This is a genomic window from Acinetobacter sp. 22323 (assembly GCF_052044895.1).
Lineage (GTDB): Bacteria > Pseudomonadota > Gammaproteobacteria > Pseudomonadales > Moraxellaceae > Acinetobacter > Acinetobacter schindleri.
On sequence record NZ_JBQEOL010000002.1, the window covers coordinates 47,505 to 72,588 of the forward strand.

General features: G+C 40.6%; 21 protein-coding genes. 17 read left to right on the forward strand and 4 right to left on the reverse strand.

Features of this window, described 5'->3' with window-relative positions; translation table 11 throughout:
* Nucleotides 1-47: 47 nt before the first annotated feature.
* From ACTJIX_RS01545 to ACTJIX_RS01555, 3 genes are read right to left on the reverse strand one after another with little or no spacing between them, the layout of a single operon-like run.
* Nucleotides 48-2,240 carry a polysaccharide biosynthesis tyrosine autokinase gene (locus ACTJIX_RS01545; protein ID WP_440611089.1) on the reverse strand — a complete coding sequence of 731 codons (2,193 nt, stop codon included), beginning with the start codon at nucleotides 2,238-2,240 and terminating at the stop codon, nucleotides 48-50.
* Nucleotides 2,241-2,261: 21 nt separating this feature from the next.
* Nucleotides 2,262-2,690, reverse strand: a complete 429-nt coding sequence (locus ACTJIX_RS01550; RefSeq protein WP_440611090.1) for a low molecular weight protein-tyrosine-phosphatase — start codon at nucleotides 2,688-2,690, stop codon at nucleotides 2,262-2,264.
* Nucleotides 2,690-3,793, reverse strand: a complete 1,104-nt coding sequence (locus ACTJIX_RS01555; RefSeq protein WP_440611091.1) for a polysaccharide biosynthesis/export family protein — start codon at nucleotides 3,791-3,793, stop codon at nucleotides 2,690-2,692. The genes ACTJIX_RS01550 and ACTJIX_RS01555 overlap by 1 nt, the downstream gene beginning before the upstream one ends.
* 296 nt (nucleotides 3,794-4,089) lie before the next feature.
* On the opposite strand from ACTJIX_RS01555, the gene tviB reads away from it, so the two are divergent.
* From tviB to galE, 17 genes are all read left to right on the forward strand, one after another.
* A complete protein-coding gene (gene tviB, locus ACTJIX_RS01560; RefSeq protein WP_440611092.1) occupies nucleotides 4,090-5,367 on the forward strand; it encodes a Vi polysaccharide biosynthesis UDP-N-acetylglucosamine C-6 dehydrogenase TviB in 1,278 nt (425 codons plus the stop codon).
* Between the two features lie 18 nt (nucleotides 5,368-5,385).
* Nucleotides 5,386-6,414, forward strand: coding sequence for an NAD-dependent epimerase/dehydratase family protein (locus ACTJIX_RS01565; RefSeq protein ID WP_440611093.1), 1,029 nt, complete (start codon nucleotides 5,386-5,388; stop codon nucleotides 6,412-6,414).
* 4 nt (nucleotides 6,415-6,418) lie between these two features.
* Nucleotides 6,419-7,675, forward strand: a complete 1,257-nt coding sequence (locus ACTJIX_RS01570) for an oligosaccharide flippase family protein (RefSeq protein WP_440611094.1) — start codon at nucleotides 6,419-6,421, stop codon at nucleotides 7,673-7,675.
* Complete coding sequence (locus ACTJIX_RS01575; protein ID WP_440611095.1) at nucleotides 7,665-8,738, forward strand: sugar-transfer associated ATP-grasp domain-containing protein; 1,074 nt, start codon at nucleotides 7,665-7,667, stop codon at nucleotides 8,736-8,738. The genes ACTJIX_RS01570 and ACTJIX_RS01575 overlap by 11 nt, the downstream gene beginning before the upstream one ends.
* 58 nt (nucleotides 8,739-8,796) lie before the next feature.
* Nucleotides 8,797-9,750, forward strand: coding sequence for a N(5)-(carboxyethyl)ornithine synthase (locus ACTJIX_RS01580; RefSeq protein ID WP_440611096.1), 954 nt, complete (start codon nucleotides 8,797-8,799; stop codon nucleotides 9,748-9,750).
* A 3-nt stretch (nucleotides 9,751-9,753) separates the two neighbouring features.
* Nucleotides 9,754-10,881: an ATP-grasp domain-containing protein gene (locus tag ACTJIX_RS01585; protein ID WP_440611097.1), complete on the forward strand. Its 1,128-nt coding sequence runs from the start codon at nucleotides 9,754-9,756 to the stop codon at nucleotides 10,879-10,881.
* Entirely contained in the window at nucleotides 10,878-11,996 is a 1,119-nt protein-coding gene (locus ACTJIX_RS01590; protein WP_440611098.1) for a glycosyltransferase family 4 protein, read from the forward strand. Before ACTJIX_RS01585 ends, ACTJIX_RS01590 begins: the two co-directional genes overlap by 4 nt.
* Nucleotides 11,996-13,150 (forward strand): hypothetical protein, encoded by a 1,155-nt coding sequence (locus tag ACTJIX_RS01595; protein WP_440611099.1) that lies wholly within the window; start codon nucleotides 11,996-11,998, stop codon nucleotides 13,148-13,150. Before ACTJIX_RS01590 ends, ACTJIX_RS01595 begins: the two co-directional genes overlap by 1 nt.
* Nucleotides 13,150-14,292 (forward strand): glycosyltransferase family 4 protein, encoded by a 1,143-nt coding sequence (locus ACTJIX_RS01600; protein WP_440611100.1) that lies wholly within the window; start codon nucleotides 13,150-13,152, stop codon nucleotides 14,290-14,292. The genes ACTJIX_RS01595 and ACTJIX_RS01600 overlap by 1 nt, the downstream gene beginning before the upstream one ends.
* Nucleotides 14,293-14,904 (forward strand): sugar transferase, encoded by a 612-nt coding sequence (locus ACTJIX_RS01605; RefSeq protein WP_440611101.1) that lies wholly within the window; start codon nucleotides 14,293-14,295, stop codon nucleotides 14,902-14,904.
* The gene (locus tag ACTJIX_RS01610) at nucleotides 14,897-15,553 is read left to right on the forward strand and encodes a NeuD/PglB/VioB family sugar acetyltransferase (RefSeq protein WP_440611102.1); all 657 of its coding nucleotides are present in this window, start codon (nucleotides 14,897-14,899) and stop codon (nucleotides 15,551-15,553) included. Before ACTJIX_RS01605 ends, ACTJIX_RS01610 begins: the two co-directional genes overlap by 8 nt.
* Nucleotides 15,554-15,584: 31 nt before the next feature.
* Nucleotides 15,585-16,760 (forward strand): DegT/DnrJ/EryC1/StrS family aminotransferase, encoded by a 1,176-nt coding sequence (locus ACTJIX_RS01615; RefSeq protein WP_440611103.1) that lies wholly within the window; start codon nucleotides 15,585-15,587, stop codon nucleotides 16,758-16,760.
* 115 nt (nucleotides 16,761-16,875) lie between these two features.
* Complete coding sequence (locus ACTJIX_RS01620; RefSeq protein ID WP_440611104.1) at nucleotides 16,876-18,750, forward strand: polysaccharide biosynthesis protein; 1,875 nt, start codon at nucleotides 16,876-16,878, stop codon at nucleotides 18,748-18,750.
* A gap of 13 nt (nucleotides 18,751-18,763) precedes the next feature.
* The gene (gene galU, locus ACTJIX_RS01625; RefSeq protein WP_184104240.1) at nucleotides 18,764-19,639 is read left to right on the forward strand and encodes a UTP--glucose-1-phosphate uridylyltransferase GalU; all 876 of its coding nucleotides are present in this window, start codon (nucleotides 18,764-18,766) and stop codon (nucleotides 19,637-19,639) included.
* A 30-nt stretch (nucleotides 19,640-19,669) separates the two neighbouring features.
* Nucleotides 19,670-20,926, forward strand: a complete 1,257-nt coding sequence (locus ACTJIX_RS01630) for a nucleotide sugar dehydrogenase (protein ID WP_108619560.1) — start codon at nucleotides 19,670-19,672, stop codon at nucleotides 20,924-20,926.
* The gene (gene pgi / locus ACTJIX_RS01635; protein ID WP_440611105.1) at nucleotides 20,926-22,599 is read left to right on the forward strand and encodes a glucose-6-phosphate isomerase; all 1,674 of its coding nucleotides are present in this window, start codon (nucleotides 20,926-20,928) and stop codon (nucleotides 22,597-22,599) included. Before ACTJIX_RS01630 ends, pgi begins: the two co-directional genes overlap by 1 nt.
* Nucleotides 22,592-23,611, forward strand: a complete 1,020-nt coding sequence (gene galE / locus ACTJIX_RS01640; protein WP_440611106.1) for a UDP-glucose 4-epimerase GalE — start codon at nucleotides 22,592-22,594, stop codon at nucleotides 23,609-23,611. The genes pgi and galE overlap by 8 nt, the downstream gene beginning before the upstream one ends.
* A gap of 61 nt (nucleotides 23,612-23,672) precedes the next feature.
* On the opposite strand, the gene ACTJIX_RS01645 is transcribed toward galE, so the two are convergent.
* Nucleotides 23,673-25,046, reverse strand: coding sequence for a phosphomannomutase CpsG (locus tag ACTJIX_RS01645; RefSeq protein ID WP_273798306.1), 1,374 nt, complete (start codon nucleotides 25,044-25,046; stop codon nucleotides 23,673-23,675).
* Between the last annotated feature and the right edge of the window lie 38 nt (nucleotides 25,047-25,084).

A 25,084-nucleotide genomic window follows, 5' to 3' on the forward strand; every position in this document is an offset into this window, starting at 1 on the left:
TTGATAAAACTAACTATAAAAAAGCCGGCAATTGCCGGCTTTGAATCTTAGTCCTGATCTTTTCTGGCTTTATAGTGGTAATTATAGTTATATCCGTAACCATAGCCATAACCACCGCTGCCACGTTGAACATCATTCAGAATCACGCCATTCACTTTGACTTTCGCCTGCTCAAAACGGTTGATGGTCAATTCAAGTTCTTTCATCTGAGTTTTGGCATGACGTACTACCAGCAGGTTCACACCAGCAGACTGTGCAATAATCACACCATCTGTGACTGCAAGGGCAGGTGGCGTATCAATCAGAATATGATCAAACTGGGCAGATAACTCGCTCAAAAGTGCCTGGAACTTTTGTGAACCTAACAACTCTGCAGGATTCGACGGGTTTTTACCCCGTGAAATAAAGTACAGGCCTTCATAGCTGTCGGCCTTGATGACCTGTTCCAAAGTATGGGTACCCAGCAGTAGGTCAGACAGTCCCGGGGCTGTATCCTGATTAAAGTATTTGTGTAAATAGCCGCGACGCATATCGCCATCCATCACCAGGACTCTTTTACCGCCCTGTGCCAGAATAGCGCCCAGATTTGCTGCAATAAAAGATTTACCCACTTCTGGAGCCGGACCAGAGATGGCAATAATATTATTTTTCGCTTCCGTCAGTGAAAAATGAATAGTCGTCCGGATACTGCGGATGCTTTCTACCGCAATATCGTCACTATCTTTAACTGCAAGAATAGGAATCGATTTTTTCTTTTTCAGCAGTTTTACACGGCTTTCTTGAATTGTTGAGCGCGGTACTGTGGCATAAACAGGAATATCCAGTTCATTCTCAATCTGTGCTGCATCTTTAATACCACTGCGCATCATATTGCGTAATAGTGCGATTAAGGTACCGAGGAAGCCACCGAGGAAAATTGACAGAATCAGAATCTGCAGTTTTTTTGGTGCAATTGGCTGAAGTGGTTCAACAGCGGTATCGACAATACGCACATTACCGATTTCACCGGCTTTGGCAATTCTTAACTGCTGATAAGAATTGAGCAGGGCCGTATATAGCTGCTGTTTGACTTCGACTTCGCGATACAGCTGTAAATAGCGACGTTGTAAATCTGGTAGCTGTTTTAAGGTTCCATTCAGCTCGGCAATTCTGCTATTGATCGCAGCCAGTTGGGCTTCCATCTGCTGCATGACCGGATGCTCGCTAGTGTACTTCGCCGAAGCCTCAGCAACCGACTGTTCTAGCTGGGCTTTTTGGGTTTCTAGCGCAATACTTTGAGTTAAATACAACTCGGATTCTTTGGTCACATCCACAGTATTAGACTGCTGACGGAACTGGTTAAATTCACGTTCTGCCACATCCAGCTGCTGACGCAGTTCAGGTAGCTGATCTTCTAAAAACTTGAGCGTTTGAGCCGTTTCTGCTGAACGACGTTCCACGTTCTGCTGACTGTATGCTTGCAGAATGGCATTCAGTACCTGGGTAATATGTGCTTTATCTTGGCCTTCATAATTTAAGCCCAGAATCCCGGTCATTTTACCTTTTTCTGCAACCGAGTAATTGGCCAGTAAACGATTTGCTGCAGCAGGCAGAGACTGTTTACTGATGAGATAACGGTCCTGGAACTGGTCCTGGCTGAAAATCGTCACCCTCCAGGTTCCCTCAGGGCGAGTCGCCTGATTATTGCGGTTTAACAGGCCAGAAAAAACCACTTGGCCTGTTCTTGGATCGATCAGACTAAACTGTTGTTCTTTAAATTGTAGTTCTAAAGTCTTGTCATAATAGGCCTGTGGAATATCGAACTGACGGATATCAAACGCTTGATCACCATCCCTGAATAAAACCGATCGGGTTGAATATTCGGTCCGATAATCATGCGGATTCAGCAGGCGGTCAAGCAGGGAGTTTTCTGTTCCTGCAACTTGAATGTCTAGATTTAAGCGATCAATCACGTCACCCAAGACCAGACGTGATTTCAGAATTTCGATTTCCGCCTGTGCTGGCTGTTTTTGTTCGATCATATTCGACAGATCGCCAAGCAAAGCAGCAGACGTCCCTTTACTTTCTTCGACCTGGACCAGTGCATCTACACGATAGGTATCTGGTGTAACACGTAAATACAGTAAAGCCGCCACAATACTTAAAATAACGCAAAGGGCAATAAGTTTCCATTGAGCAATCAATGAGAAAAAGAGTTCTTTTAAGTCAATGGTATCTTCAGCGTTGGTGGTTTGGCTCATAGTTTATTGTCATTCAATTATTTAAAGATGGGATGTCCAGTCATTTACACACTGTTGAATCTGCTCAAAGGTGTGGTCAAAAAAGAGTTGATCCTGCTGGTAGGGGTCAGCAATATTTTTTGATTGCCAGTGCCCCAGGCGAAAAGTTTTTCCTTTGGCAAAAGGCCAGTGCTGCTCTAAATGCTGTTGCTGATTTTTACTCATGACCAGCACCAGATCGGCTTGTTTAATCATGTCCCCAGTCAGTTTTTTGGCACGATGCGCCTGCATATTCAGTCCGATACTTTGCATACAGCGTTGGGCTTTCTCATCTGCCGGATAACCGACCATGGCTGCAATACCGGCCGAATGGATCTGCCGTTCAGGTAGAGCCTGCTTGAGTAAATATTCAGCCATGGGACTGCGGCAGATATTGCCGACACAGACCACCAGAATATGCTTAAACTGCATTATTGCCCCAGCCGATCCAGATTATACAAGGCGTTCGAGAATGGAATTATCTGGTTCACCACACGTTGCCAGCGCGCCAGACCTGAAGCATCGACATAGACAATATCATTACTGCGCATTTTAAACTGATTGGCCAGGCCAAAGTCGGCAATACTGGTGAGATCCATCTGGTAAACCTCAGTATGGGTAGTATTGGCTTGACTGCGCACAATATAAATCTTGCTGCGACTGGCAGAGAGTGGATTTAGCCCCAAACTTTCACCTAATACATCACTTAAACTCATGCCCTGATCCCGTAATGGCAAGGACTGATTTTTACCGGATTCACCCATGACATAAATTTTTTGATTTTCGCGATTGTTCACATATAAAGTGTCATTGGGCTGGATCAATAAATTATGCAGAGAAAGTCCAGCTTTTTCTAATTCTACGGTATTTAGCTGGTATGTACGTCCCTGACGGACTAAAGTCATAGAAGTATTGTCCCCCTGTTGTGCATTAACACCACCCGCCATACCCAAGGCGGTATATATACTCACAGGTTGATCACTTAAATAAAACTGTCCGCCTTTCATGACATTGCCCTGAACCGAATAGCGCTGGCCCTGATAGGACAGAACCCGGACAATGACATCCGGGGTTTTTAAATAACGTGACAATTGGCTACGTAATTCACGGTTGACCTGAGTCAGGGATTTACCTGCAGCCTTGTAACGGCCAATCATCGGAAACTGGATATAGCCCTGCGAGTCAATTTGATAACCGTTTGCCTGAGCAGACTGGTCACTACTAATGCTACTGCTCGGTGGAGTAATTTCCGGGTAAGCCCATAAATAGATGGACAGGATATCACCCGGATTCAGACTATAGCTACGATGCGGGGTGCTAAACAAATGGGCATAATCTTGTTGAATGTTCTGTACAGCAGGCTGAACAGCCAGTATAGAGTCTTGGGTGAGTTTAATCACGTTGACTGAAGTACCAAGTTCAGTTTGGTAAACACCTTCTGCTGGTAGATCATAGGTTTGCAGACCAGAGGTAACGGCGCAACCGGTCAAAGTCAGACCGCAAGTCAGTAAAAAAGCCAGTTGAATTTGTCGCACATGAAATCCCGTTTTTAATATTTAATTCGTTAAATTTGCGATATTCTACCTGAGAAGTCTGCACTTTCTATAACAAAATGTATCTGATTATAATTGAATAGTGAGCGAAAAGGAGACGGGCTTAGCTTAGCCTTATGACATTTTTAGAAAAAATATTTTGAAATAAAATGAGCAAAATATTTAACAGGGATTAGCTTTTTGGTACTAAAACATAACCTAAATTTCATGTTTTTCTGCTAGTATTCCTGCCGAAAGATTTAAGCTTCTTAAGCACATTATACGAATAAGGCGTGGAAATGCTATCTATTACAGATTTAAAAATTGCAGTGATTGGTCTAGGTTATGTGGGCTTGCCACTTGCAGTTGAATTTGGGAAAAAAGTACCTGTCGTTGGTTTTGATATCTACCAAAAACGAATTGATGAACTTAGAAATGGTCAAGACCATACCCTAGAAGTTTCCCCAGAAGAACTCAAACAGGCAAACCAGCTCAGTTATTCAGCGAATTTAGAAGATTTACAAAGCTGTAACTTTTTTATTGTGACTGTGCCTACACCAATTGATGAATTTAAACAGCCAGATTTGACCCCGCTTGTTAAGGCTTCGACCAGTATTGGTCGGGTGCTTAAAAAAGGTGATGTGGTGGTCTATGAGTCCACCGTATATCCGGGTGCAACTGAAGAGACCTGTATTCCAGTTCTGGAACAGGTATCAGGCCTGAAGTTCAATCAGGACTTTTTTGCCGGTTATAGTCCGGAGCGGATTAACCCGGGCGATAAATTGCACCGAGTGACCAATATTTTGAAAATTACCTCAGGTTCTACCCCTGAAGTCGCTGAATTTGTTGATCAGGTGTATAACTTGGTGATTGAGGCAGGTACGCATAAAGCGACCAGTATTAAAGTGGCTGAAGCGGCAAAAGTAATTGAAAATACCCAGCGTGATGTCAATATTGCCCTGATTAATGAACTAGCTGTGATCTTTAATAAAATGGGCATTGATACTGAAGCAGTATTACAGGCTGCCGGTACCAAATGGAATTTCTTGCCATTCCGTCCAGGTCTGGTCGGAGGGCACTGTATTGGTGTCGATCCGTACTATTTGACTCATAAAGCACAATCTATCGGTTATCATCCTGAAATTATTCTGGCTGGTCGTCGTCTGAATGATGGCATGGGGGCTTATGTGGTTACCCAGCTGGTCAAGGCCATGATCAAGAAAAAAATTCAGGTCGAAGGTGCCAAGGTTCTGGTTTTAGGCTTAAGTTTTAAAGAAAACTGCCCGGATATTCGTAACACTAAAATTATTGATATTGTCAATGAACTGACAGAATACAATATTGCTGCAGATGTGTATGACCCATGGGTGGACGCAAACGAAGCTCAACATGAATACGGGATTACTCCAGTCTCCAATCTGGAACAGGGGCAGTATGACGCGGTGATTCTAGCCGTTGCCCATGATCAGTTTAAAGCCATGGGTGCCGAAGAATTACGTGCCCTAGGCAAGTCAGCACATATTTTATATGACCTGAAATATGTACTGGATCAATCTGAATCTGACCTTCGTCTGTAATCTATAGGGACGTTAAACATGAGCCAATATCAAACTGTATGCGAGCAATTACAACAAGCACCAAAAACCTGGTTAATTACCGGTGTAGCAGGCTTTATTGGCTCAAATTTACTGGAAACCCTGTTAAAGCTGAACCAAAATGTGGTGGGTCTGGACAATTTTGCCACAGGTCATCAGCATAATCTGGATGAAGTGCAAAGTCTGGTCAAACCTGAACAGTGGGCAAACTTCAAGTTTTATGAAGGTGATATCCGTAATTTTGCAGATTGCCAGAAAGCATGTGCAGGAGTGGACTATGTCTTGCATGAAGCAGCTTTAGGTTCTGTACCCCGTTCAATTGCCGACCCGATTACCACCAATGCAGCCAATATTACCGGCTTTTTAAATATGCTGACAGCTGCACGAGATGCAGAAGTCAAAAGTTTTACCTATGCCGCCAGCAGTTCAACTTATGGTGACCATCCGGCACTGCCTAAAGTTGAAGAAAATATCGGCAAGCCACTTTCGCCTTATGCGGTCACCAAATATGTAAATGAGCTGTATGCTGAAGTCTTTGCTCGAACTTACGGCTTTAAAACGATTGGTTTGCGTTACTTCAATGTCTTCGGCAAGCGTCAGGACCCGAATGGGGCCTACGCTGCAGTCATTCCAAAATGGACAGCAGCCATGATTGCTGGTGATGATGTTTTCATTAATGGTGATGGTGAAACCAGTCGTGATTTCTGTTTTATTGAAAACACGGTCCAGGCCAATATTCTGGCAGCAACTACACAAAATGATGAAGCCAAAAATCAGGTCTATAATGTCGCAGTCGGAGATCGTACCACGCTCAATGATTTATTTAATGCCATTAAAGCTGCATTAAATGAAAATGGTGTGACTTATACGAAAGAGCCTGTATATCGGGACTTCCGTGCAGGGGATGTTCGGCACTCACAAGCCAGTATAAACAAAATTCAAAGTCTTTTAGGCTACGAACCTACTAAAAAAATCAATCAAGGCATTGAATTGGCAATGGGTTGGTATGTAAAGGCATTAAAAAATTAAACTTATGTTTAAACAATTGTCTCACTTATTAAAATCTGGCGAAGTAAAAAGGCTATTGGAAAACTTTTTTTCATTATCTATTTTAAAGTTGGTCAATGCTATTCTTCCTTTTGTCACACTTCCCTATTTAATTAAAGTATTGGGGTTTCAGCAGTATGGAGCAATTGTTTTAGCTTTATCTTTAATTACATATTTTCAAGCTATTACCGATTATGGATTTAACTTATCAGCTACACGTGAAATCGCCCAACATAGACATAGTAATAAACAGTTAATTTATATTTATAATAAGACAATGATCTCAAAAATTATTTTATTAATTTTTTCATTGCTTTGTCTATGCGGTTTGATTTTGTTTGTTCCACAATTTAGAGCTGATTTTCTAGTATATTCATTGATGTGCTTAATGCTTATTGGCCAAACTTTATTTCCAGAATGGTTTTTTCGTGGTGTGGAACAGATGCGATATATTACTATTTTTGATTTAATTATTAAAACTAGTTTTACATTATGTGTATTTTTTTTTATAAAGAAGCCTGAAGATTATTGGATTTATCCTTTAATTTTTGGTTTAAGCTATATATTTGTTGGAATTTTTTCTAATATCTTTTTGTTAAAAAATTATCAAATAAGGATTGTAAAAATAAAATTAAATATTGTTAAAAAAAATTTGAAATCTGGCTTTCCTCTATTTATAAATCAATTTGTACCAAATTTATTTAATAATACAACAAATTTTCTTGTAGGTATGATTTTAGGAAAAAGTGCAGCAGGAATGTTCGGAGCAACTAGACAAGTTATTCAAATTCTAACAGTTTTTAACTCAGTTGTATCTACTACATTTTTCCCATATTTAGTGAAGAATAAAAATAGCTTCAAAACATATAGAAAATTTTATTTAAGTACTTTTTTATTTTTATTTTTCCTTATATGGATTCTTCATAATAATATTTTTAATTTTTTAGGAATCTATTATATAGGTTTAGAAGAGGTGTTTTTATTCCTGCTTTTGGGAGTTTTATGTATTGTTATATATAGTATTTATGCTACAAACTATTTAATTGTTAGAGGGAAAGATAATATTGTAATGAGAATCACTCTTTTAGCCTCATTGGTTGGATTCCTTTGTGCTTTTCCATTAATTAAATACTTTGGTATTGTGGGAGGGGCATTTAATATTTTTATAGGTCAATTTATTTTGGGTGTAGGTTCTTATATTTATTTTAAGAAACATAGCTTAGGTAATAGTCATGAGTTTTAAATATTTAATCAAATCTAAAGCTATCTTTTTTTGGAAGGTATTTTCAGTTTATTACTCTTTTTATAAGCGGTATGAACATGTTTACAGAAATGGTGAATTTAAGGAAAGTAAGTTAACTAAAAAAGAGAAAAATGATTATATTGGTTATTGGAAAAAGATTTCTCCTATAGTTAGTGTAAAAACAGTAGAAATTACTAAAAGCCTAACTGGTTCATATAATAGATACATTGTTCCAGAAGAAATATATGTATTATATTTTGAGCCCTATTTCAATCCAAGGATTGAGAGTGTATTTATGGAAAATAAGAATTTTTATAATAAATGGTTTGGTAGTGAGTATTTTCCAAATGATTATTTTCATAAGATAGACAATGTTTACTACGATGGGAATTTAAATAAAATAAATCATATTGAAGATTATATTGACAATTGTAATATTGATTTTCCTATTGTAGTTAAGCCAAGTGTAGATAGCTTCGGTGGGCGTGATATATATTTTATTAAGAATAAATTTGATTTAAAAGAGCTATATCCAAAATTTAAAAATTTAGTTGTACAGCAAAAAATTCAACAATCAGTTTTAATGAATAAGTTTAATTCAGATAGTATAAATACTATTAGGGTATGCTTAATTAAAATAGATGGAGAATTTCAAATTTTAAATACAAGTTTACGTATGGGGAAAGATGGCAGTCTTGATAATGAAACTGCAGGTGGAATTGTTTGTAATATTTCAGATACAGGAAAGCTAAATAGCTATGCAGTTGATAAATATTGTAGAAAGTTTTTCACACATCCTAATACAAATGTAATATTTGATAATGAGTCCTTACCATTTTATTCAGAATTAATTTATTCATCAAAATGTATTGCTGAAAAAATATTTAATACAAATCTAATTAGCTTAGATATGTGTTTAGACATACAAAATAAATGGCGATGTATTGAGTTAAATTTATTCGGACAAACTATTCGATTCGCACAATATGCAGGTAATCCTTTCTTTGGTAATTATACTGATAAAATTGTTCAGGATTTTATTAAGAAGAAGTCTGGTATCTAATTGTGCTAGCTTGATTAGTTTGTGAATATTGTAATGATGTAAATATCTAAGAGGTTTTATGAAAACGTTAGGCTTTCCTATAAGCGATAAGTTAAATGAAAAGCGCAGAGCTTTAATTCCTTCCCATATTGAAAAAATAAAAAATCCAGAAAATATCTATATAGAAAAAGGCTATGGACAAGTTCTTGGTTATTGTGACGAGGACTATTTGTCCTATGGGGTAAATATAGTTGATCGTGAGCTTGTGTTAAAGCAAGATATTATTTGTGACCCCAAAATTGGTGATGCAAAATATTTAAATAAACTATTTAATCAGACAATTTTTGGGTGGGTACATGCTGTACAGAATAAAAATATTACAGATAGGTTGATTAATAATAAACTAACTGCCATAGCTTGGGAGGATATGTTTCAAAAAGGACGGCATGTTTTTTGGAGAAATAATGAAATAGCAGGGGAAGCAGCTATTGTTCATGCATACACCCTCCATGGTTTATTTCCATATAACACAAAAGTTGCATTATTAGGTCGTGGGAATATTGCAAGAGGTGCATTGAAAATTTTAACCATGATGAGTGCTGATATAACTGTATATGATCGTCGTACTGAACAATTATTACGAGATGAAATAGGTAAGTACGATGTATTTGTTAATGCTATCTTATGGGATACAAGTCGAAAAGATCATATTATCTACAAAGATGATTTAAGTAAAATGAAAAAAGGCTCACTAATTATTGATATTTCTTGTGATCGTAATGGGGGAGTTGAAACCTCAATTCCAACTACATTAACTAATCCAATATATGTGGTGGATAATATTGTTCATTATGCAGTTGATCATACTCCAACTCTATTTTTTAAAACGATATCTGAAAGTCTAAGTGAAAATATAGCACCATATTTAAATCAGTTAATTGATGATACTCCAGATATAGTTCTTAAAGATGCAATAGCAGTTCAGAATGGGATAATTGTTGATCAGCGTATTAATCAATTCCAAGGACGATAAAGTATGTCAAAAATGTATTTTCGTGAGTTGGTCTTATCTACTCCTTGGTTAAAGAAGCTTTATTTAAAACGACGTAATAAATCTCAAAATGATTTAATGAGTGCGGCACAATTAGATAAATATTTGAATCAAGCTGAAAAAATTCTTTTAAAGCAGCCTGTCAATATACGTGTCGGACTCGTGAGAGATGCGGATAATTATGCTGATGAAGGCTTGATTAAGGAGCGCGCTTATTATCCTAAGTATGAGCGCTTTCTGAAAAATAATAATATAAATTATTCATATTTTGATCCATATAGATCTGACTGGATGGAAGAGGCAGAAAAGTATGACTTGATTGTTTGGCATACAGATTCAGATCCATCCACTCAAGATATCGCTAAAGGTAAAATTTGTATACTCGAGGAAATGGGAAAAAATTGCCTTCCTAGTTATAAAGAAATCTGGTCTTATGAAAATAAGATAAGGTCGCACTATTTATATAAGTTGCATAAATTACCAGCAATTCCAACATTTGTAAGCCACTCTAAATCTGAAGTAATAGATTATTTAAAGAGTGCAAAATATCCTCTAATTTCTAAAATTTCGACTGGTTCAGCTTCTTTCGGTGTGGATAAATTAGATAGCTTTGATCAGGCAAAGAAGGTAGTTGATCAAGTTTTTTCCTATAAGGGTAAGGAAACATATTTTAAATATTCTTCTCAAAAAGACTATGTTTATTTTCAAGATTTTATTGAAGATGCGACTTATGACTTACGTGTAATGTCTGTTGGAGATGATCTTTTTGGCTATTACCGCTATCCTAATAAAGGTGACTTTCGTGCTTCTGGTGCTGGCAATTATGAAAAGAAAGAAATCCCAAATGAGGCGCTTGAGTTAGCATATCGAGTTAAGGAAAAGTTTGGCTCATCCTTCTTAGCTACAGATTTTGTTTATAGTGAAAAACTTAAAAAGTTTTTAATTATTGAGTCATCTATTTTTATTGGAGTAGATACATGCGAACAACTTTCCATAAATGGTCGAGCCGGTAAATATGTAAGAATATCTGAGAATGAATTTGAATTTAAACCAGGGAAATTTTGGGTTCAAGAGCTAACCCTTAAGCATGTGATTGAGAAACTTGCTAAATGAAAAAAATTGTTCATGTCATTATTGGTTTAAATGTTGGTGGTGCTGAATTAATGCTGAAGCGTTTAGTTTTGCACAGCCAACAAAAAGGAAATCTTCATCATGAGGTAATTTCCCTTACGGATTTGGGTGTAATAGGTCAGGATTTAAAGGAAGCAGGTATTCGCGTTTATACGCTTAATATGTCATCTTTATTATCAATTTTTTCTATATATTTTTCTTTAAAAAAATTACTGAAAGAGATTAAACCAGATATCGTTCAAACCTGGATGTACCATGCAGACTTCTTAGGGGGATTGGCCGCTAAAAGTTTAGATATTCAGAAAATTATTTGGGGTATTCGTACGACTGATGTAACCCAGGGTGCTTCTAGACTAACTGTAATTTTGCGCAAAATTTGCGCAAAATTATCTTATTCAGTTCCGACAGATATAGTATGTGCTGCACATGTATCAAAAGATGTTCACATTAAAATCGGTTATGACGCTAGTAAAATGCATGTTATCCCAAATGGATTTGAGTTGGATAAATTAGTTGCGACAGTAGAAGACCGAAATAAAATTCGCGAAGAATTTAATATTCCAAGAGATGCTACCGTAATAGGATCGGTTGGTCGTTTTAATGTTGTAAAAAATCAAAAGCTTTTTGTAGAAGTTGCTAGAGAGTTGGTTAAGACAGATTCTAATTTAATATTTATGCTTGTTGGCCGTGATAACACTATTAATAATAATGAGCTTATGGGTTGGCTTAGTGAACATAATCTAATTAATAATTTTAGACTACTGGGGCAGCGTGAAGATATTCCGTATTGTTTGAAAGCTATGGATATTTTTTGTTTACATTCTAAGACTGAAGGATTTCCTAATGTTTTAGGTGAAGCGATGGCTGTTGGTACTTTGGTTACAGCATTAGATGTTGGAGACTCTAAATTTTTATTAAATAATGAAAAATTTATAGCACAAGATAAAAAGAAAATTTTAAGTATATTAGAAGATATATTAAGTAATATAAAAGATTTTTCAGAAGTTATAACTGAAAATAAGGAAAGAATTTTGAAAGAATTTCCTTTATCTCGTATTGTAATTTTATATGAAGAAATCTATTTAAAGGGAATGTGATGTATCAGTTTGATGCTTTTTCAAATATTATTTGGGCGCCTATATTATTTTCTATATTTTTAATTTTATCTCTAAAAATTTGTAATTACTTTAAGGTAAATTACAAATTAAGTTTGGCTTTATATCTTTGGCATACTTTATTTTGTATAGTATATATATGGTTTGCTTTAACTTTTGGGGCGGATTCAAACAAATATTATTACAATGCATTAAATTTTGATAATAGAGAGTTCAATTTTGGTACTTCTTTTATTATATATTTTACTTATTTTTTGCATGATTTTCTAGGTTTTTCTTATGTTGATCAATTTTTAATACATGGTTTTATTGGTTATATTGGATTGTTAGCATTTGCAGGATCAATAAAGCAAGCAACTTTATATAAAAGTAAAAATATTAAATTACTAGGTTGGGTAATTGTTTTTTTACCATCCATAAGTTTCTGGACTACTGCACTTGGAAAAGATGCTATTTCATTTATGGCATTAGGTTTAGCATTATGGTCCGCACTAGATTTTAAAAATCGTAAAGTATTATTATTTTTTTCAATTTTTTCTATGTTTATGGTACGACCACACATAGGTGCTGCATTAGCTATTGCATTTGCTTTTTCTATTATTTTCGACAAAAGAACTTCATTGTATATAAAAGTTTTTTTTGGAACTATATCACTTATTATTACAGCTTTTATTATTCCTATAATGATAAATTATATTGGTTTGTCAGAAGCAGATGGGTTATCCGATGTAGATGCATACGTAGATAAAAGACAGAATTCTAATTTAAGTGGTGGTAGTAGTTTAGATATAGCCTCAATGAGCTTGCCAATGCAAATGTTAAGCTATCTATTTAGACCTTTACCATTTGAAGCTCATACACTATTTGCTCTAATTGCTTCATTAGACAATATTATTTTAATTTATTTATTGATTTTAGGGATTGTTGCCTACTTAGAGAAATCTAAGCCTTCAATTGAGTCAAATCGTATCTTTTTATGGGTATACTTCTTTATTTGTTTGATGATGTTGGCTACTACTACAGCGAATTTAGGTATTGCTATGAGACAAAAGTGGATGTTTTTACCCTGTCTAATATTTTTATTATTAAGTGTTATTGGTACTAAAAATAAAGAATTAGATAAGAGTTTAAAATAATGAAGTTCTTAATTATTTCTAGTTTTCTCCCTTCAGTCTTAAACTTTCGTGGAAAGTTACTCGAAGCGATTCATCAGAAAGGCTATGAAATCCATATTATTGCACCCGATTTGCCTTCTTTCCCTACCGAACATGAAAAACTCCTAGATTTAGGTTATTTCATACATGAAGTTTCCATGCAACGCACAGGCACTAATCCTGTAGCAGACTTAAAAACCTTAGGAAGCATGTATACGCTTATAAAAAAAATCAAACCTGGTTATGTTTTATCTTATACGATCAAACCAGTGATCTATGGAACACTCGCCGCGTGGCTCGCAAAAGTACCGAATCGGTATGCCTTAATTACAGGTTTAGGCTATGCATTTCAAAATGTAGAAACTCAGACTAAGCGTAGTGTTTTCCAGAAACTGGTTCATGGTTTATACCAGCAGGCATTGTCGCACAGTCATAAGGCATTTTTCCAAAATCCGGATGACTTAAAACTTTTTCAGGACTTAAAGCTTTTAACCGTTCAAACGCCTACAGTGGTAGTGAACGGCTCTGGGGTTAATGTTGCCGACTTCAATGTATTGCCTTTGCCTCTAACTGCTGATCAAAAAATTAAAATATCCTTCTTGCTGATTGCACGTTTACTGGGAGATAAAGGTGTCCGTGAATATGCCGAAGCAGCAAAAATTATCAAACATAAATATCCGCATGTAGAATTTAATCTGGTGGGCTGGATTGATGAAAATCCTTCGGCCATTCGCCAGCAAGAATTGGATCAATGGGTGGCCAGTAACACATTAAACTACTGGGGGAAACTATCCGATGTTCGCCCTGCAATTGCACAAAGCTCGGTGTATGTGTTGCCCTCTTATCGTGAAGGCACACCCCGTACAGTTTTAGAGGCCATGGCAATGGGCCGGGCAATTATTACCACGGATGCACCAGGTTGTCGTGAAACTGTTACTGATGGTGATAATGGCTTTCTGGTTGAAGTAAAATCCGTGGAAAGTTTAGTAAAAGCAATGGAGAAACTCATTCTTCAGCCAGAGCTTATTGCTAAAATGGGAAGTCGCTCCCGAGAAATTGCACTTCATAAATACGATGTACATCAGGTAAACGCACATATGATGCAAGAAATGGGTTTGATCTAAATGCTAAAACGCCTTCTCGATATTATCATCGCCTCCATTGCCTTAATTCTGCTTTCACCACTTTATGCCCTTGTTGCTTACAAAGTGAAAAAAAATCTGGGCTCTCCGGTCCTGTTTCGCCAGGTGCGTCCCGGTTTACATGGCAAGCCCTTTGAAATGATCAAATTCCGCACCATGAAAGATGCTGTGGACGAGCAGGGTAATCCATTGCCGGACAGTGAGCGTTTAACGCCTTTTGGTCAAATGCTGCGCTCTACCAGTCTGGATGAAATGCCGGAACTGTGGAACGTGATTAAAGGCGATATGAGTATTGTCGGCCCACGCCCCCTGCTGATGGAATACTTGCCGCTTTACAGCACTGAACAGGCCAAACGCCATGATGTACGGCCGGGTATGACGGGTCACGCGCAGGTCAATGGCCGCAATGCCATTGGCTGGGAAGAAAAATTCAAGCTGGATACCTGGTATGTCGAAAATCAGTCCATCTGGCTGGATTTTAAAATCATGTTTAAAACGGTACATAAAGTTTTAGCAAAAGACGATATCAGTGCCGAGGGTGAAGCGACCATGACCAAATTTACCGGTACAAAAACGGACAATCTCCATGACTGAAATCTATGCCGTCTATGGCGCTTCAGGTTGTGGCCGAAGCTTGATGCCTGTGGCTCGCCAGCAATTACAGCGTCAGAATATAAATGCCGAAATCTATTTTATAGATGACAGTCTGATCGAAGAAATGACGGTTAATGGACATAGAGCGTTGAATTATGCAACATTTAAAAATCTAAAGGCCGATAGAAAGTCCGTTCTAATTGCGATTGCCAATAGTCAAATTCGTGAAAAAATTGCGATAAAACTTGAACAAGATGCAATTGAGCTCTGGACGGTTCAGGCAGATAATGTTGTGCGTATGGATACAATAGAAATTGCCCCAGGTGCTGCCCTAAGCCCGTTTGTAACTCTCACCTCCAATATCAAGATTGGCAAATGTTTTCATGCCAATTTATACAGTTATGTAGAGCATGACTGTATCATTGGCGATTACGTCACCTTTGCTCCCGGGGTGAAATGTAATGGCAATATCCATATCGAAGATCATGCCTATATTGGTACAGGTGCGGTGATCAAACAGGGTACACCCAACAAACCTTTGGTCATTGGCAAGGGTGCGGTAGTGGGTATGGGTGCAGTCGTCACCAAAAGCGTTCCACCGGGTGTGACCGTGGTCGGCAATCCGGCGCGGATTCTAGAGAAAAAATAAGTTTTTAAATTTTAAAAATTCAGGACACATCATGTTAAACACTGCATTTGAACCATGGCCAAGTTTTACCCAAGAAGAAGCGGATGCGGTTTCCCAGGTTTTATTGTCGAATAAAGTCAACTACTGGACCGGACAGGAATGCCGTGAGTTTGAAAAAGAATTTGCCCAGTTTGCAGAAACTCGGTATGCAGTAGCTTTAGCCAATGGAACGGTCGCGCTGGATGTTGCTTTAAAAGCCTTAGGCATTGGCGCAGGGGATGATGTGATTGTCACTTCACGTACCTTCTTGGCCTCAGCTAGCTCCATTGTCACGGCTGGGGCAAATCCGATTTTCGCCGATGTTGAGCTGGATTCACAGAATATTTCTGCTGAAACCATTGAAGCAGTACTTACCCCAAATACCAAGGCCATTATCTGTGTGCATCTGGCAGGCTGGATGTGCGACATGGACCCGATCATGCAGCTGGCTGCTGATAAAGGCCTATATGTAATCGAAGACTGTGCACAGGCGCATGGCGCAAAATATAAAGGTAAATCTGCCGGTTCAATCGGTCATGTCGCGGCATGGTCCTTCTGTCAGGACAAGATTATGACGACAGGTGGTGAAGGCGGTATGGTCACAACCAATGACGAAACCCTGTGGAAAAAAATGTGGTCCTATAAAGACCATGGTAAGAACTTTGACAGCATCTATAACAAGCAGCATCCACCGGGTTTCCGCTGGCTGCATGACTCCTTTGGCACCAACTGGCGCATGATGGAAATGCAGGCTGTGATCGGCCGTATCCAGCTGAAAAAAATGCCGGAATGGACCACAAAACGCCTAGCCCATATGGAAAAGATTTATGCTGCATTTGGAGACAGTCCATATTTTAGCGTCCATCGTCCATCCGGTGACTATGTGCATGCTGCCTATAAATGTTATGTGCAGGTCAATATCGAGGTTTTGCCTGAAGGCTGGTCACGTGACCGGATCATGCAGGACATCAATGCGCAGAATGTGCCTTGTTTTAGCGGTTCCTGTTCAGAGGTCTATCTGGAACATGCATTTGATGGCACGCCATGGCGTCCGGCACAGCGTTTGAAAAATGCGCAGCAATTGGGGGAAACCAGTCTGATGTTTTTAGTTCATCCAACTTTAAGTGATGAAAGTATTAACAAAACTGTGACGGCAATTGAACAGGTCATTCATAGAATAGTTGCTTAAACTTTTGCAAGATAAGTGCACCGAATTCGGTGCATTTCTCTATGAGATATCACTTTAAATTACCAATAAAATCGTGATGCATTAAAAATTTATTAGAATTGAGACAAGGTACCCAGTGAAATCGATCATTACGCCTTTCGTAGAATCACCACGAGCTGCCAAACTTGCATTTTTAATTATTCTGGATTTCTGTGCTTTTCCAGTCTTGATCTGGCTATGTTATGCCATTCGCCGTTTTGATTTAGGCGCAGAGGTCGTGCCTAATCTGGCTTTTGGTGCAATTTGGGTCAGCGTAATTGCAGTGGCATCGCTGTTTATCTGTGGGGTCTACCGCTTCATTGTCCGTACTTATAATGAAGTGTTTATGATCAAGATGGGACTAGCGACTGCATTGGCTGTCGCCGGCCTGTATGCGCTGGCTTATTTTACTCCAGCCTTTATTCCGACCTCTATTCCGCTGATGTTTGGCTTTATGATGTTTGCCTGGATCTGGTTTAGCCGGGGGATCATCCGCTTTATTATCCGTTCCTATTTGCAGGCTGACGTACAGAAAAAACGCATTGCGATTTATGGTGCGGGGCATGCAGGCCAACAGGTTGCAGCTGCACTTTATCGTTCCAATGCGCATTTGCCGGTCATGTTTATTGATGACAAACGCTCATTGACGGGACAGCAGCTGGGTCGACTCAAAGTCTATGACGCCCAGACCGCCCTCAAGCTCATGCGTAAGCAAAAAATTGATGAAATCCTGATTGCCTTGCCCTCGGTCGGGCGGGTCCGCAAAAGTGAAATCATTAAATTTTTGGAACCAGCACATTTAAAAATTACCGAGATTCCCGGGCTGACCAAACTGGTTGATGGTGAAATCCGGATTTCTGATATTCAGGAAGTCGATATTATTGACTTGCTGGGACGTGATCCGGTACCCCCAGTGCCGGAGCTTCTGGCCAGAAATATTCAAGATAAAGTGGTGATGGTCACTGGTGCAGGCGGCTCGATTGGTTCGGAGCTGTGCCGGCAGATTGTGAAAAACCAGCCGGCAAAAATCGTTATTTTTGAATTAACCGAGTTTGCCCTGTATAACATTGATAAAGAACTACGTTTAATGTCTCAGTGTGAGATTATTCCGATTCTGGGCTCGGTGCTGGATCAGCAAAAACTGGAACGTGTGATTGAACAGTATGCGGTGCAAACCGTTTATCATGCTGCAGCGTATAAACATGTCCCGCTGGTGGAGTGTAATCCGCTAGCAGGCCTGAAAAACAATGCCGTAGGCACAGCCTTCAGTGTCAATGCTGCGGTGAAAAAAGGTGTAGAAACCTTTGTACTGATCTCGACCGATAAAGCGGTACGTCCGACCAATGTCATGGGCGCTAGTAAACGTATGGCAGAACTTTACTGTCAGGCGATGGCAGAAGCGCAACAACAGACCCAGATTAGTATTGTACGTTTCGGGAATGTTCTTGGTTCTTCGGGTTCTGTAGTGCCGCTATTCAAGCAGCAAATTGCCAAAGGCGGGCCGATTACCGTGACTCATCCGGATGTGACCCGCTACTTTATGACTATTCCTGAAGCCTCACAGTTGGTGATTCAGGCCGGTGCCCTGGGCGTGGGCGGCGATGTATTCCTGCTAGATATGGGGGAGCCGGTGCGTATTCAGGACCTGGCCCGTCAAATGATTGCCTTGAGTGGGCTAAAAGTCCGTGATGAGCAGCATCCGGAGGGTGATATAGAAATTCAGTATGCCGGCTTGCGTCCAGGTGAAAAGCTGTATGAAGAATTGCTTATTGATCAGGAAAATACCGAGATTACGTCACATAGTCGTATCCTAAGATCATTTGAAAAACACGTTCCGTTACAGGAAATTACACAAGTGTTTGATAAAATGCAGGAACTTTCTGCCATGCAGGCAGATATTGACTGGGCCTTGTCACAGCTTGAGTATTATGTTGATGGCTATCAACGTGGTAAAGAAATTAAAGTTAATTAAGTGAAGTTTATTTATGATTAAGAAAGCCATTTTGCCAGTCGCAGGTTTGGGTACCCGGTTTCTCCCAGCCAGCAAATCTATTCCTAAGGAAATGGTGACGGTGGTAGATCGTCCAGCGATTGAATATGTGGTGAAAGAAGCGGTCGCTGCGGGAATTGAACAGATTATCTTGGTCACCCATAGCTCCAAGGCCTCGATTGAAAACTATTTTGACCGTAGTTTTGAGCTGGAAACCACCTTGGAGCAAAAAAAGAAATTTGACCTGCTTAAGGAAATCACTGAAATTCTGCCGCCACATGTCAGCGTGATCAGCGTACGTCAACCACAACCACTTGGTTTAGGTCATGCCGTGCTCTGTGCTAAAGCAGTAGTGGGGCAAGAAGACTTTGCTGTACTACTTCCAGATGTGTTGGTTAAAGACTCAGACACAGAAAATGATTTAAGCCTGATGATTCAACGCTTTAATGAATCACAAGCTTCGCAGATTATGGTTGAAGCCGTACCGGATCATCTGGTGGATCAGTATGGCATTGTGGATGTCGCAGAATCACCTGCTGAAGGACAAAGCATCGTGATGCAAGGTATTGTAGAAAAGCCGGCGGTGGGAACGGCGCCTTCAAACTTATCGGTAGTGGGTCGTTATATCCTGCCGGCAAAAATCATGCAGTTACTGGAACAGACCCCACGTGGTGCAGGCAATGAAATCCAGCTGACTGATGCGATTGCCATGTTACAGCAGACTGATACGGTAGAGGCCTATCGCATGAAAGGCCAGACCTTTGACTGTGGCAGCAAACTGGGTTATCTGAAAGCTGTATTGCATTATGGTGTGGATCATCCAGTACTGGGTGAGTCCTTTAAAGCCCTGATTCAAGAACTGAAGCTCTAAATACAGACTTTAACAATAACAAGGATCCTTATGAACATTGCAGTATTTGGTCAGACCCTATATGCCGGTGTCATGGCAGCCTTACTGGCAGAATGTGGTCATCAGGTCTACTGGTGTGATTTGCTGAAAAAACCATCTTCCGAGCAAGTCTATGCACAGGATGAGGCCGTACAGCAGTTACTGAACAAGCAGCATGCCAAGGGCTTTTTACAATACTGCAAGTTCGAGGCGATTCCTTTAGATATTGATGTCTATCTGTTTAGCTTAAGTCCGACTGAAGAAAGTCAGGGACTGGAAATCCTGCGTGAGCTCAAGCAGCGTCCAATTATCCATCCAAAACTGATGATCAATGCTTCTACCTTGGGCCTGCACGGTACCGAAAAATTCCAGCAGATTCTTTCAGAAGATTACTGGATCTATTTACCAGATGTGATTCAGGAAGGTAATGCCTTACGCAGCCTGACCGAAGCCAGTCAGCTCATTGTTGGCTATAGCAATGAAACAGCGAAAACACTTTTGAAGGAACTGCTCAGGCCGTTATTCCCGCGTGAACAGCAATACCTGTTTATGCCGGTTCTGGATGCCGAATTTACCAAACTGAGCGTGTCCGGCATGCTGGCCACGCGCATCAGCTATATCAATGATCTGGCTCTGGTGGCTGAAAAACTTGGTATTGATATTGAGCATGTACGCCAGGGGCTGGCAGCAGATAGCCGGATTGGTTCATCTTATCTGTATCCGGGGGCAGGGTTCGGCGGTGAAAACTTCTCGCATGATATTCAGATCCTGGCCAGTACTGTGTCAGGCACCGGCGCGAAAAGCCAGCTAATGGCTCAGGTCTGGGAAATTAATGAGCAGCAAAAAGAACTGCTATTTCGCAAGCTGTGGAATTATTACCATGGTGATCTGGCCGGGAAAACTGTAGCGATCTGGGGAGCATCCTTTAAGGAAAACACCTCGCGTATCCAGCAATCCCCGATTCATGCCATGTTGACCGCACTCTGGGCACAAGGGGTGACTGTCAAGCTGCATGATCCTCAAGCCCTGGCGGAAATTGAAAAAGTCTACGGCCAACGCGATGATCTGGTGTATTGCACAGATCAGTACGAGGCTGTAAATGGAGCACATGCCCTATGCGTGCTCACAGCTTGGAAACAATACTGGAATCCCAATTACCGCAGCCTGTTGAATCACATGCAGCATCCACTGATCCTAGATGGACGTAATATCTATAATCCGGATTATATGAAAGCACAAGGCTTTGCCTATAAGGGAGTAGGACGTTAATGAGTGTAATTCAGCAACCTTATCCCTTCGAAGAGAAAGAGGCGGTTTTAAGCCGATTAAATATTTTAAAACAGCAGTTTGAACACAAGCATCTGCAAGAGCTGTTTCAGCAAGATCCTCAGCGTTTTCAGCACTTCTCGGTGAATCTGGAGCCGGTAACCTTTGATTTTAGTAAACATCGAATAGATCAGGATGTGCTACAGGCTTTGGTGCAACTGGCACAGGTACAAGATCTGAAACAATGGATCAAACGGCTGTTTTCCCAAGAGCAGGTTAACTATACCGAGCAGCGTGCTGCAATGCATTGGGCCTTACGTTTGCCTGAGCAGAATGAACAGCATCCTGAACTGGCTGCCGAGGTGCATACCCAGTTACAGCGCATGTTCACCTTAGTAGAAAAAATCCATGCTGGACAGTACCGCGGTGCTACCGGTGAAGTGATTCAGGATGTAGTCAATATCGGGGTAGGCGGTTCGGATTTGGGACCGCTGATGGTCAGTCAAGCCCTGTCTGACTTTAAACAGCCGACTCAGCGTCCCCTAAATGTACATTTCGTATCGACCATGGATGGTAGCCAGCTGTCTGATCTGCTGCATAAGCTGCGCCCTGAAACGACACTGTTTATTATCTCCTCCAAATCTTTCGGTACTATTGACACCCTCTCTAATGCGCAAACGGTACGCCTGTGGCTGGAAAAAACCCTGGGACAAGACCTGCGCACGATCCAGCATCATTTTATTGGGGTCTCGACCAAGCCGGAGAAAATGACTGCTTGGGGAATTGCTCCGGAAAACCAATTCCTGCTCTGGGATTGGGTTGGCGGCCGTTATTCGCTCTGGTCCTGTATTGGCTTGCCTATTGCATTGACGATTGGGGTACAGGGTTTTCAGCACTTTTTAGCGGGTGCCCATGCAGTAGATGAGCATTTCCAGACGGCTCCATTTGAACAGAATATTCCGGTGTTGATGGGACTGTTAGGGGTCTGGAACAACAACTTCCTGGATATACAAACCCATGCAGTATTGCCTTATGATGGCCGGTTAAAATATTTTGCTTCTTATTTGCAACAGCTGGAAATGGAATCCAATGGTAAATCCATTCAGCGTAATAGCGAGAAAGTAGAATGGGATACCTGCCCGATTATCTGGGGAGAAGTCGGACCGAATGCCCAGCATGCTTTCTATCAGTTATTACATCAGGGCACCCAATCGGTGAGCAGTGATTTTATTGCACCGGTCCAGCGTTATAATGCGAACCAGTTTACCTATGCCGACAATGCCGATGCGCTGATTGAACAGCATCATTTGGCTCTGTCCAACTGTCTGGCACAGTCGCGGCTACTGGCCTTTGGTAATCAGGCGCTTGATGCCAGTGAACTGGCTGACCTACCGACCTATAAGCAGTATGCAGGCAACCAGCCGAGTTCAACTATTTTAATGCAAGAGCTCAATCCTTATAGTCTGGGGATGCTGATCGCCATGTATGAACATAAAGTGTTTGTACAGTCAGTGCTGTGGAATATCAATCCTTTTGACCAGTGGGGCGTCGAAAAAGGCAAGGAAATTGCTAACCAGCTCTTGCCGATTTTAAATGGTGAACAGGCGGATGTATCCGCGCTGGATGCCTCGACACAAGGTTTAATTGCAATATTAATGGGGAAACAGCGTGACTAAAGTACTGGTAACCGGTGGTGCAGGTTATATCGGCTCACATACCTGTCTGGAATTATTAAATGCCGGACATGAAGTCGTGGTACTAGATAATCTTTCTAATAGTTCTAAAGAATCTCTGAATCGTGTGCAGGCTTTGGCTTCGAAATCTTTGGATTTTATTCAGGGTGATATTCTAGATCAAAATATTTTGAATCAGATTTTTAGTACCTATCAAATTGATGCCGTGATTCATTTTGCCGGTTTAAAAGCCGTAGGGGAAAGCCAGCAAATTCCGCTGACGTATTTTGAAAATAATATTTCAGGTTCCATCAGCCTGGTACAGGCCATGCAGCGCGCTGGTGTATTCCGTCTGGTCTTCAGTTCCTCGGCTACAGTCTATGATGAAGCCAATATCTCGCCTTTAAATGAAGATATGCCGACCGGTATGCCGAGCAATAACTATGGTTATACCAAGCTGATTGTAGAGCAGCTATTACAAAAACTATCGGCATCCGATGATCGCTGGTCAATCGCCTTGTTGCGTTATTTTAATCCGGTTGGAGCACATAAAAGTGGCCAGATTGGTGAAGACCCGCAAGGGATACCCAATAACCTGATGCCGTATGTGACTCAGGTGGCTGTGGGCCGTCGTGAAAAACTATCTATTTTTGGTGATGATTACGATACGGTAGATGGGACAGGCGTACGGGATTATATTCATGTAGTGGATCTGGCCAATGCGCATTTATGTGCATTGACTAACCGTCTGCAAGCACAAGGTTGCCGTGCCTGGAACATTGGTACGGGACAAGGCTGTTCAGTCTTGCAAATCAAAAATACCTTTGAGCAGGTCAACGAGGTACAGATTCCATTTGAAATCGCTCCGCGTCGTGAAGGCGATGTGGCGACGTCTTTTGCCGATAATACCCGTGCAATAAAAGAACTGGGCTGGCAACCACAATATGGTCTGGAAGATATGCTGGCAGACAGCTGGAACTGGCAGAAGCAGAATCCACAAGGCTATCGCGATTAATTTTTTCAGATAAGTATCAAGCATAAAAAAGAGCCATTTTGATCTGGCTCTTTTTCTGACTTTAGCTGCCTTGAATCAGCTGGGTCAGCTCATCCACATAGTCTTGCATTGGTCGTGGATTCTGGTCACGACGGCTTTCAATATTCAAACGCAATAATGGTTCGGTATTAGATGCGCGCACATTAAAACGCCAGCTACCAAAATTCAGGCTGACGCCATCAGTCTGATCAATTTCAGGTTTCTGATCGGCATAATGATCGAAAAGTTTTTGGATGGTTGCCTGGGTATCGGCCACCTTAAAATTGATTTCACCCGAACATGGGAACTTGGCAATCATTTCTTCCACGAGAGAAGATAAGGATTTGCCTGTTTCAGACAATACAGCGATAGCAAGTAGCCATGGAATCATGCCGCTATCACAGTAAGCGAAGTCACGGAAGTAATGATGCGCACTCATTTCACCGCCATATACAGCATTGTGCTCACGCATTTTTTCTTTAATAAAAGAGTGACCAGATTTAGACTGAATGGCTTCACCTTTAAACTGCTCAACAATATCAAAAGTGTTCCAGACCAGACGCGGGTCATGAACAATTTTTTCACCAGACTGCTTCAGCAGGAAAGCCTGCGCCAGCAGACCGACAATATAATAACCTTCAATAAACTGGCCTTTTTCATCGAACAGGAAACAGCGGTCAAAGTCGCCATCCCAGGCAATACCCATATCTGCTTGATGCTCAATCACGGCATTACGGGTACTGTCACGGTTTTCTACCAATAGCGGGTTAGGAATACCATTTGGGAAGTTGCCATCGGCTTCATGATGAATTTTAATAAATTCGACAGGAATATTCAGTTCCTTAAACTTTGCCTCAATCGCATCAATCACATGACCTGCAGCACCATTACCGGGATTGACCACCAGTTTTAACGGGTGAATTTTTGCAGGGTCAATATAGGTCATTAGATGATCGACAAATTCAGGCAGGATATTATATTTTTCGGTTGTGCCTTTTTCTGCAACCTCATTAAAAGTGCCCGTTTCGGCCAGTGCTTGAATTTCTTTTAAACCTGTATCGGCACTGATCGGGCGGGCATTTTCACGCACCAGTTTCATGCCGTTATAGTCCATCGGGTTATGGCTGGCAGTGACTTCAATACCACCTTGCACATCTAAATGGAAGGCACCAAAATAAACTTCTTCAGTCCCGGTCATGCCTAAATCTAGAACATTCACGCCCGCATCATTTAAACCACGGATGGTGGCCTGTTTTAAATCTTCACTGCTAAGGCGGACATCACAACCGACTACAACGGTTTTTGGCTGGTAAATTTGTCCATAGGCGCGACCAATTTTATAGGCAATCTCTTCATTAAGTTCGCTGCCCAATCTGCCGCGAATGTCATAGGCTTTAAAACAAGTCAGTTTTGTCATAGGTATATCCATTCATATCAAGCAATGAAAAGGCTGGT

Bases quoted from the DNA above. Each gene is read 5' to 3' on its own strand.
- ACTJIX_RS01545 (WP_440611089.1), bottom strand. From the start codon at position 2,240: ATGAGCCAAACCACCAACGCTGAAGATACCATTGACTTAAAAGAACTC.
- ACTJIX_RS01550 (WP_440611090.1), bottom strand. From the start codon at position 2,690: ATGCAGTTTAAGCATATTCTGGTGGTCTGTGTCGGCAATATCTGCCGC.
- tviB (WP_440611092.1), top strand. From the start codon at position 4,090: ATGCTATCTATTACAGATTTAAAAATTGCAGTGATTGGTCTAGGTTAT.
- ACTJIX_RS01565 (WP_440611093.1), top strand. From the start codon at position 5,386: ATGAGCCAATATCAAACTGTATGCGAGCAATTACAACAAGCACCAAAA.
- ACTJIX_RS01570 (WP_440611094.1), top strand. From the start codon at position 6,419: ATGTTTAAACAATTGTCTCACTTATTAAAATCTGGCGAAGTAAAAAGG.
- ACTJIX_RS01575 (WP_440611095.1), top strand. From the start codon at position 7,665: ATGAGTTTTAAATATTTAATCAAATCTAAAGCTATCTTTTTTTGGAAG.
- ACTJIX_RS01580 (WP_440611096.1), top strand. From the start codon at position 8,797: ATGAAAACGTTAGGCTTTCCTATAAGCGATAAGTTAAATGAAAAGCGC.
- ACTJIX_RS01585 (WP_440611097.1), top strand. From the start codon at position 9,754: ATGTCAAAAATGTATTTTCGTGAGTTGGTCTTATCTACTCCTTGGTTA.
- ACTJIX_RS01590 (WP_440611098.1), top strand. From the start codon at position 10,878: ATGAAAAAAATTGTTCATGTCATTATTGGTTTAAATGTTGGTGGTGCT.
- ACTJIX_RS01595 (WP_440611099.1), top strand. From the start codon at position 11,996: ATGTATCAGTTTGATGCTTTTTCAAATATTATTTGGGCGCCTATATTA.
- ACTJIX_RS01600 (WP_440611100.1), top strand. From the start codon at position 13,150: ATGAAGTTCTTAATTATTTCTAGTTTTCTCCCTTCAGTCTTAAACTTT.
- ACTJIX_RS01605 (WP_440611101.1), top strand. From the start codon at position 14,293: ATGCTAAAACGCCTTCTCGATATTATCATCGCCTCCATTGCCTTAATT.
- ACTJIX_RS01610 (WP_440611102.1), top strand. From the start codon at position 14,897: ATGACTGAAATCTATGCCGTCTATGGCGCTTCAGGTTGTGGCCGAAGC.
- ACTJIX_RS01615 (WP_440611103.1), top strand. From the start codon at position 15,585: ATGTTAAACACTGCATTTGAACCATGGCCAAGTTTTACCCAAGAAGAA.
- galU (WP_184104240.1), top strand. From the start codon at position 18,764: ATGATTAAGAAAGCCATTTTGCCAGTCGCAGGTTTGGGTACCCGGTTT.
- ACTJIX_RS01630 (WP_108619560.1), top strand. From the start codon at position 19,670: ATGAACATTGCAGTATTTGGTCAGACCCTATATGCCGGTGTCATGGCA.
- pgi (WP_440611105.1), top strand. From the start codon at position 20,926: ATGAGTGTAATTCAGCAACCTTATCCCTTCGAAGAGAAAGAGGCGGTT.
- ACTJIX_RS01645 (WP_273798306.1), bottom strand. From the start codon at position 25,046: ATGACAAAACTGACTTGTTTTAAAGCCTATGACATTCGCGGCAGATTG.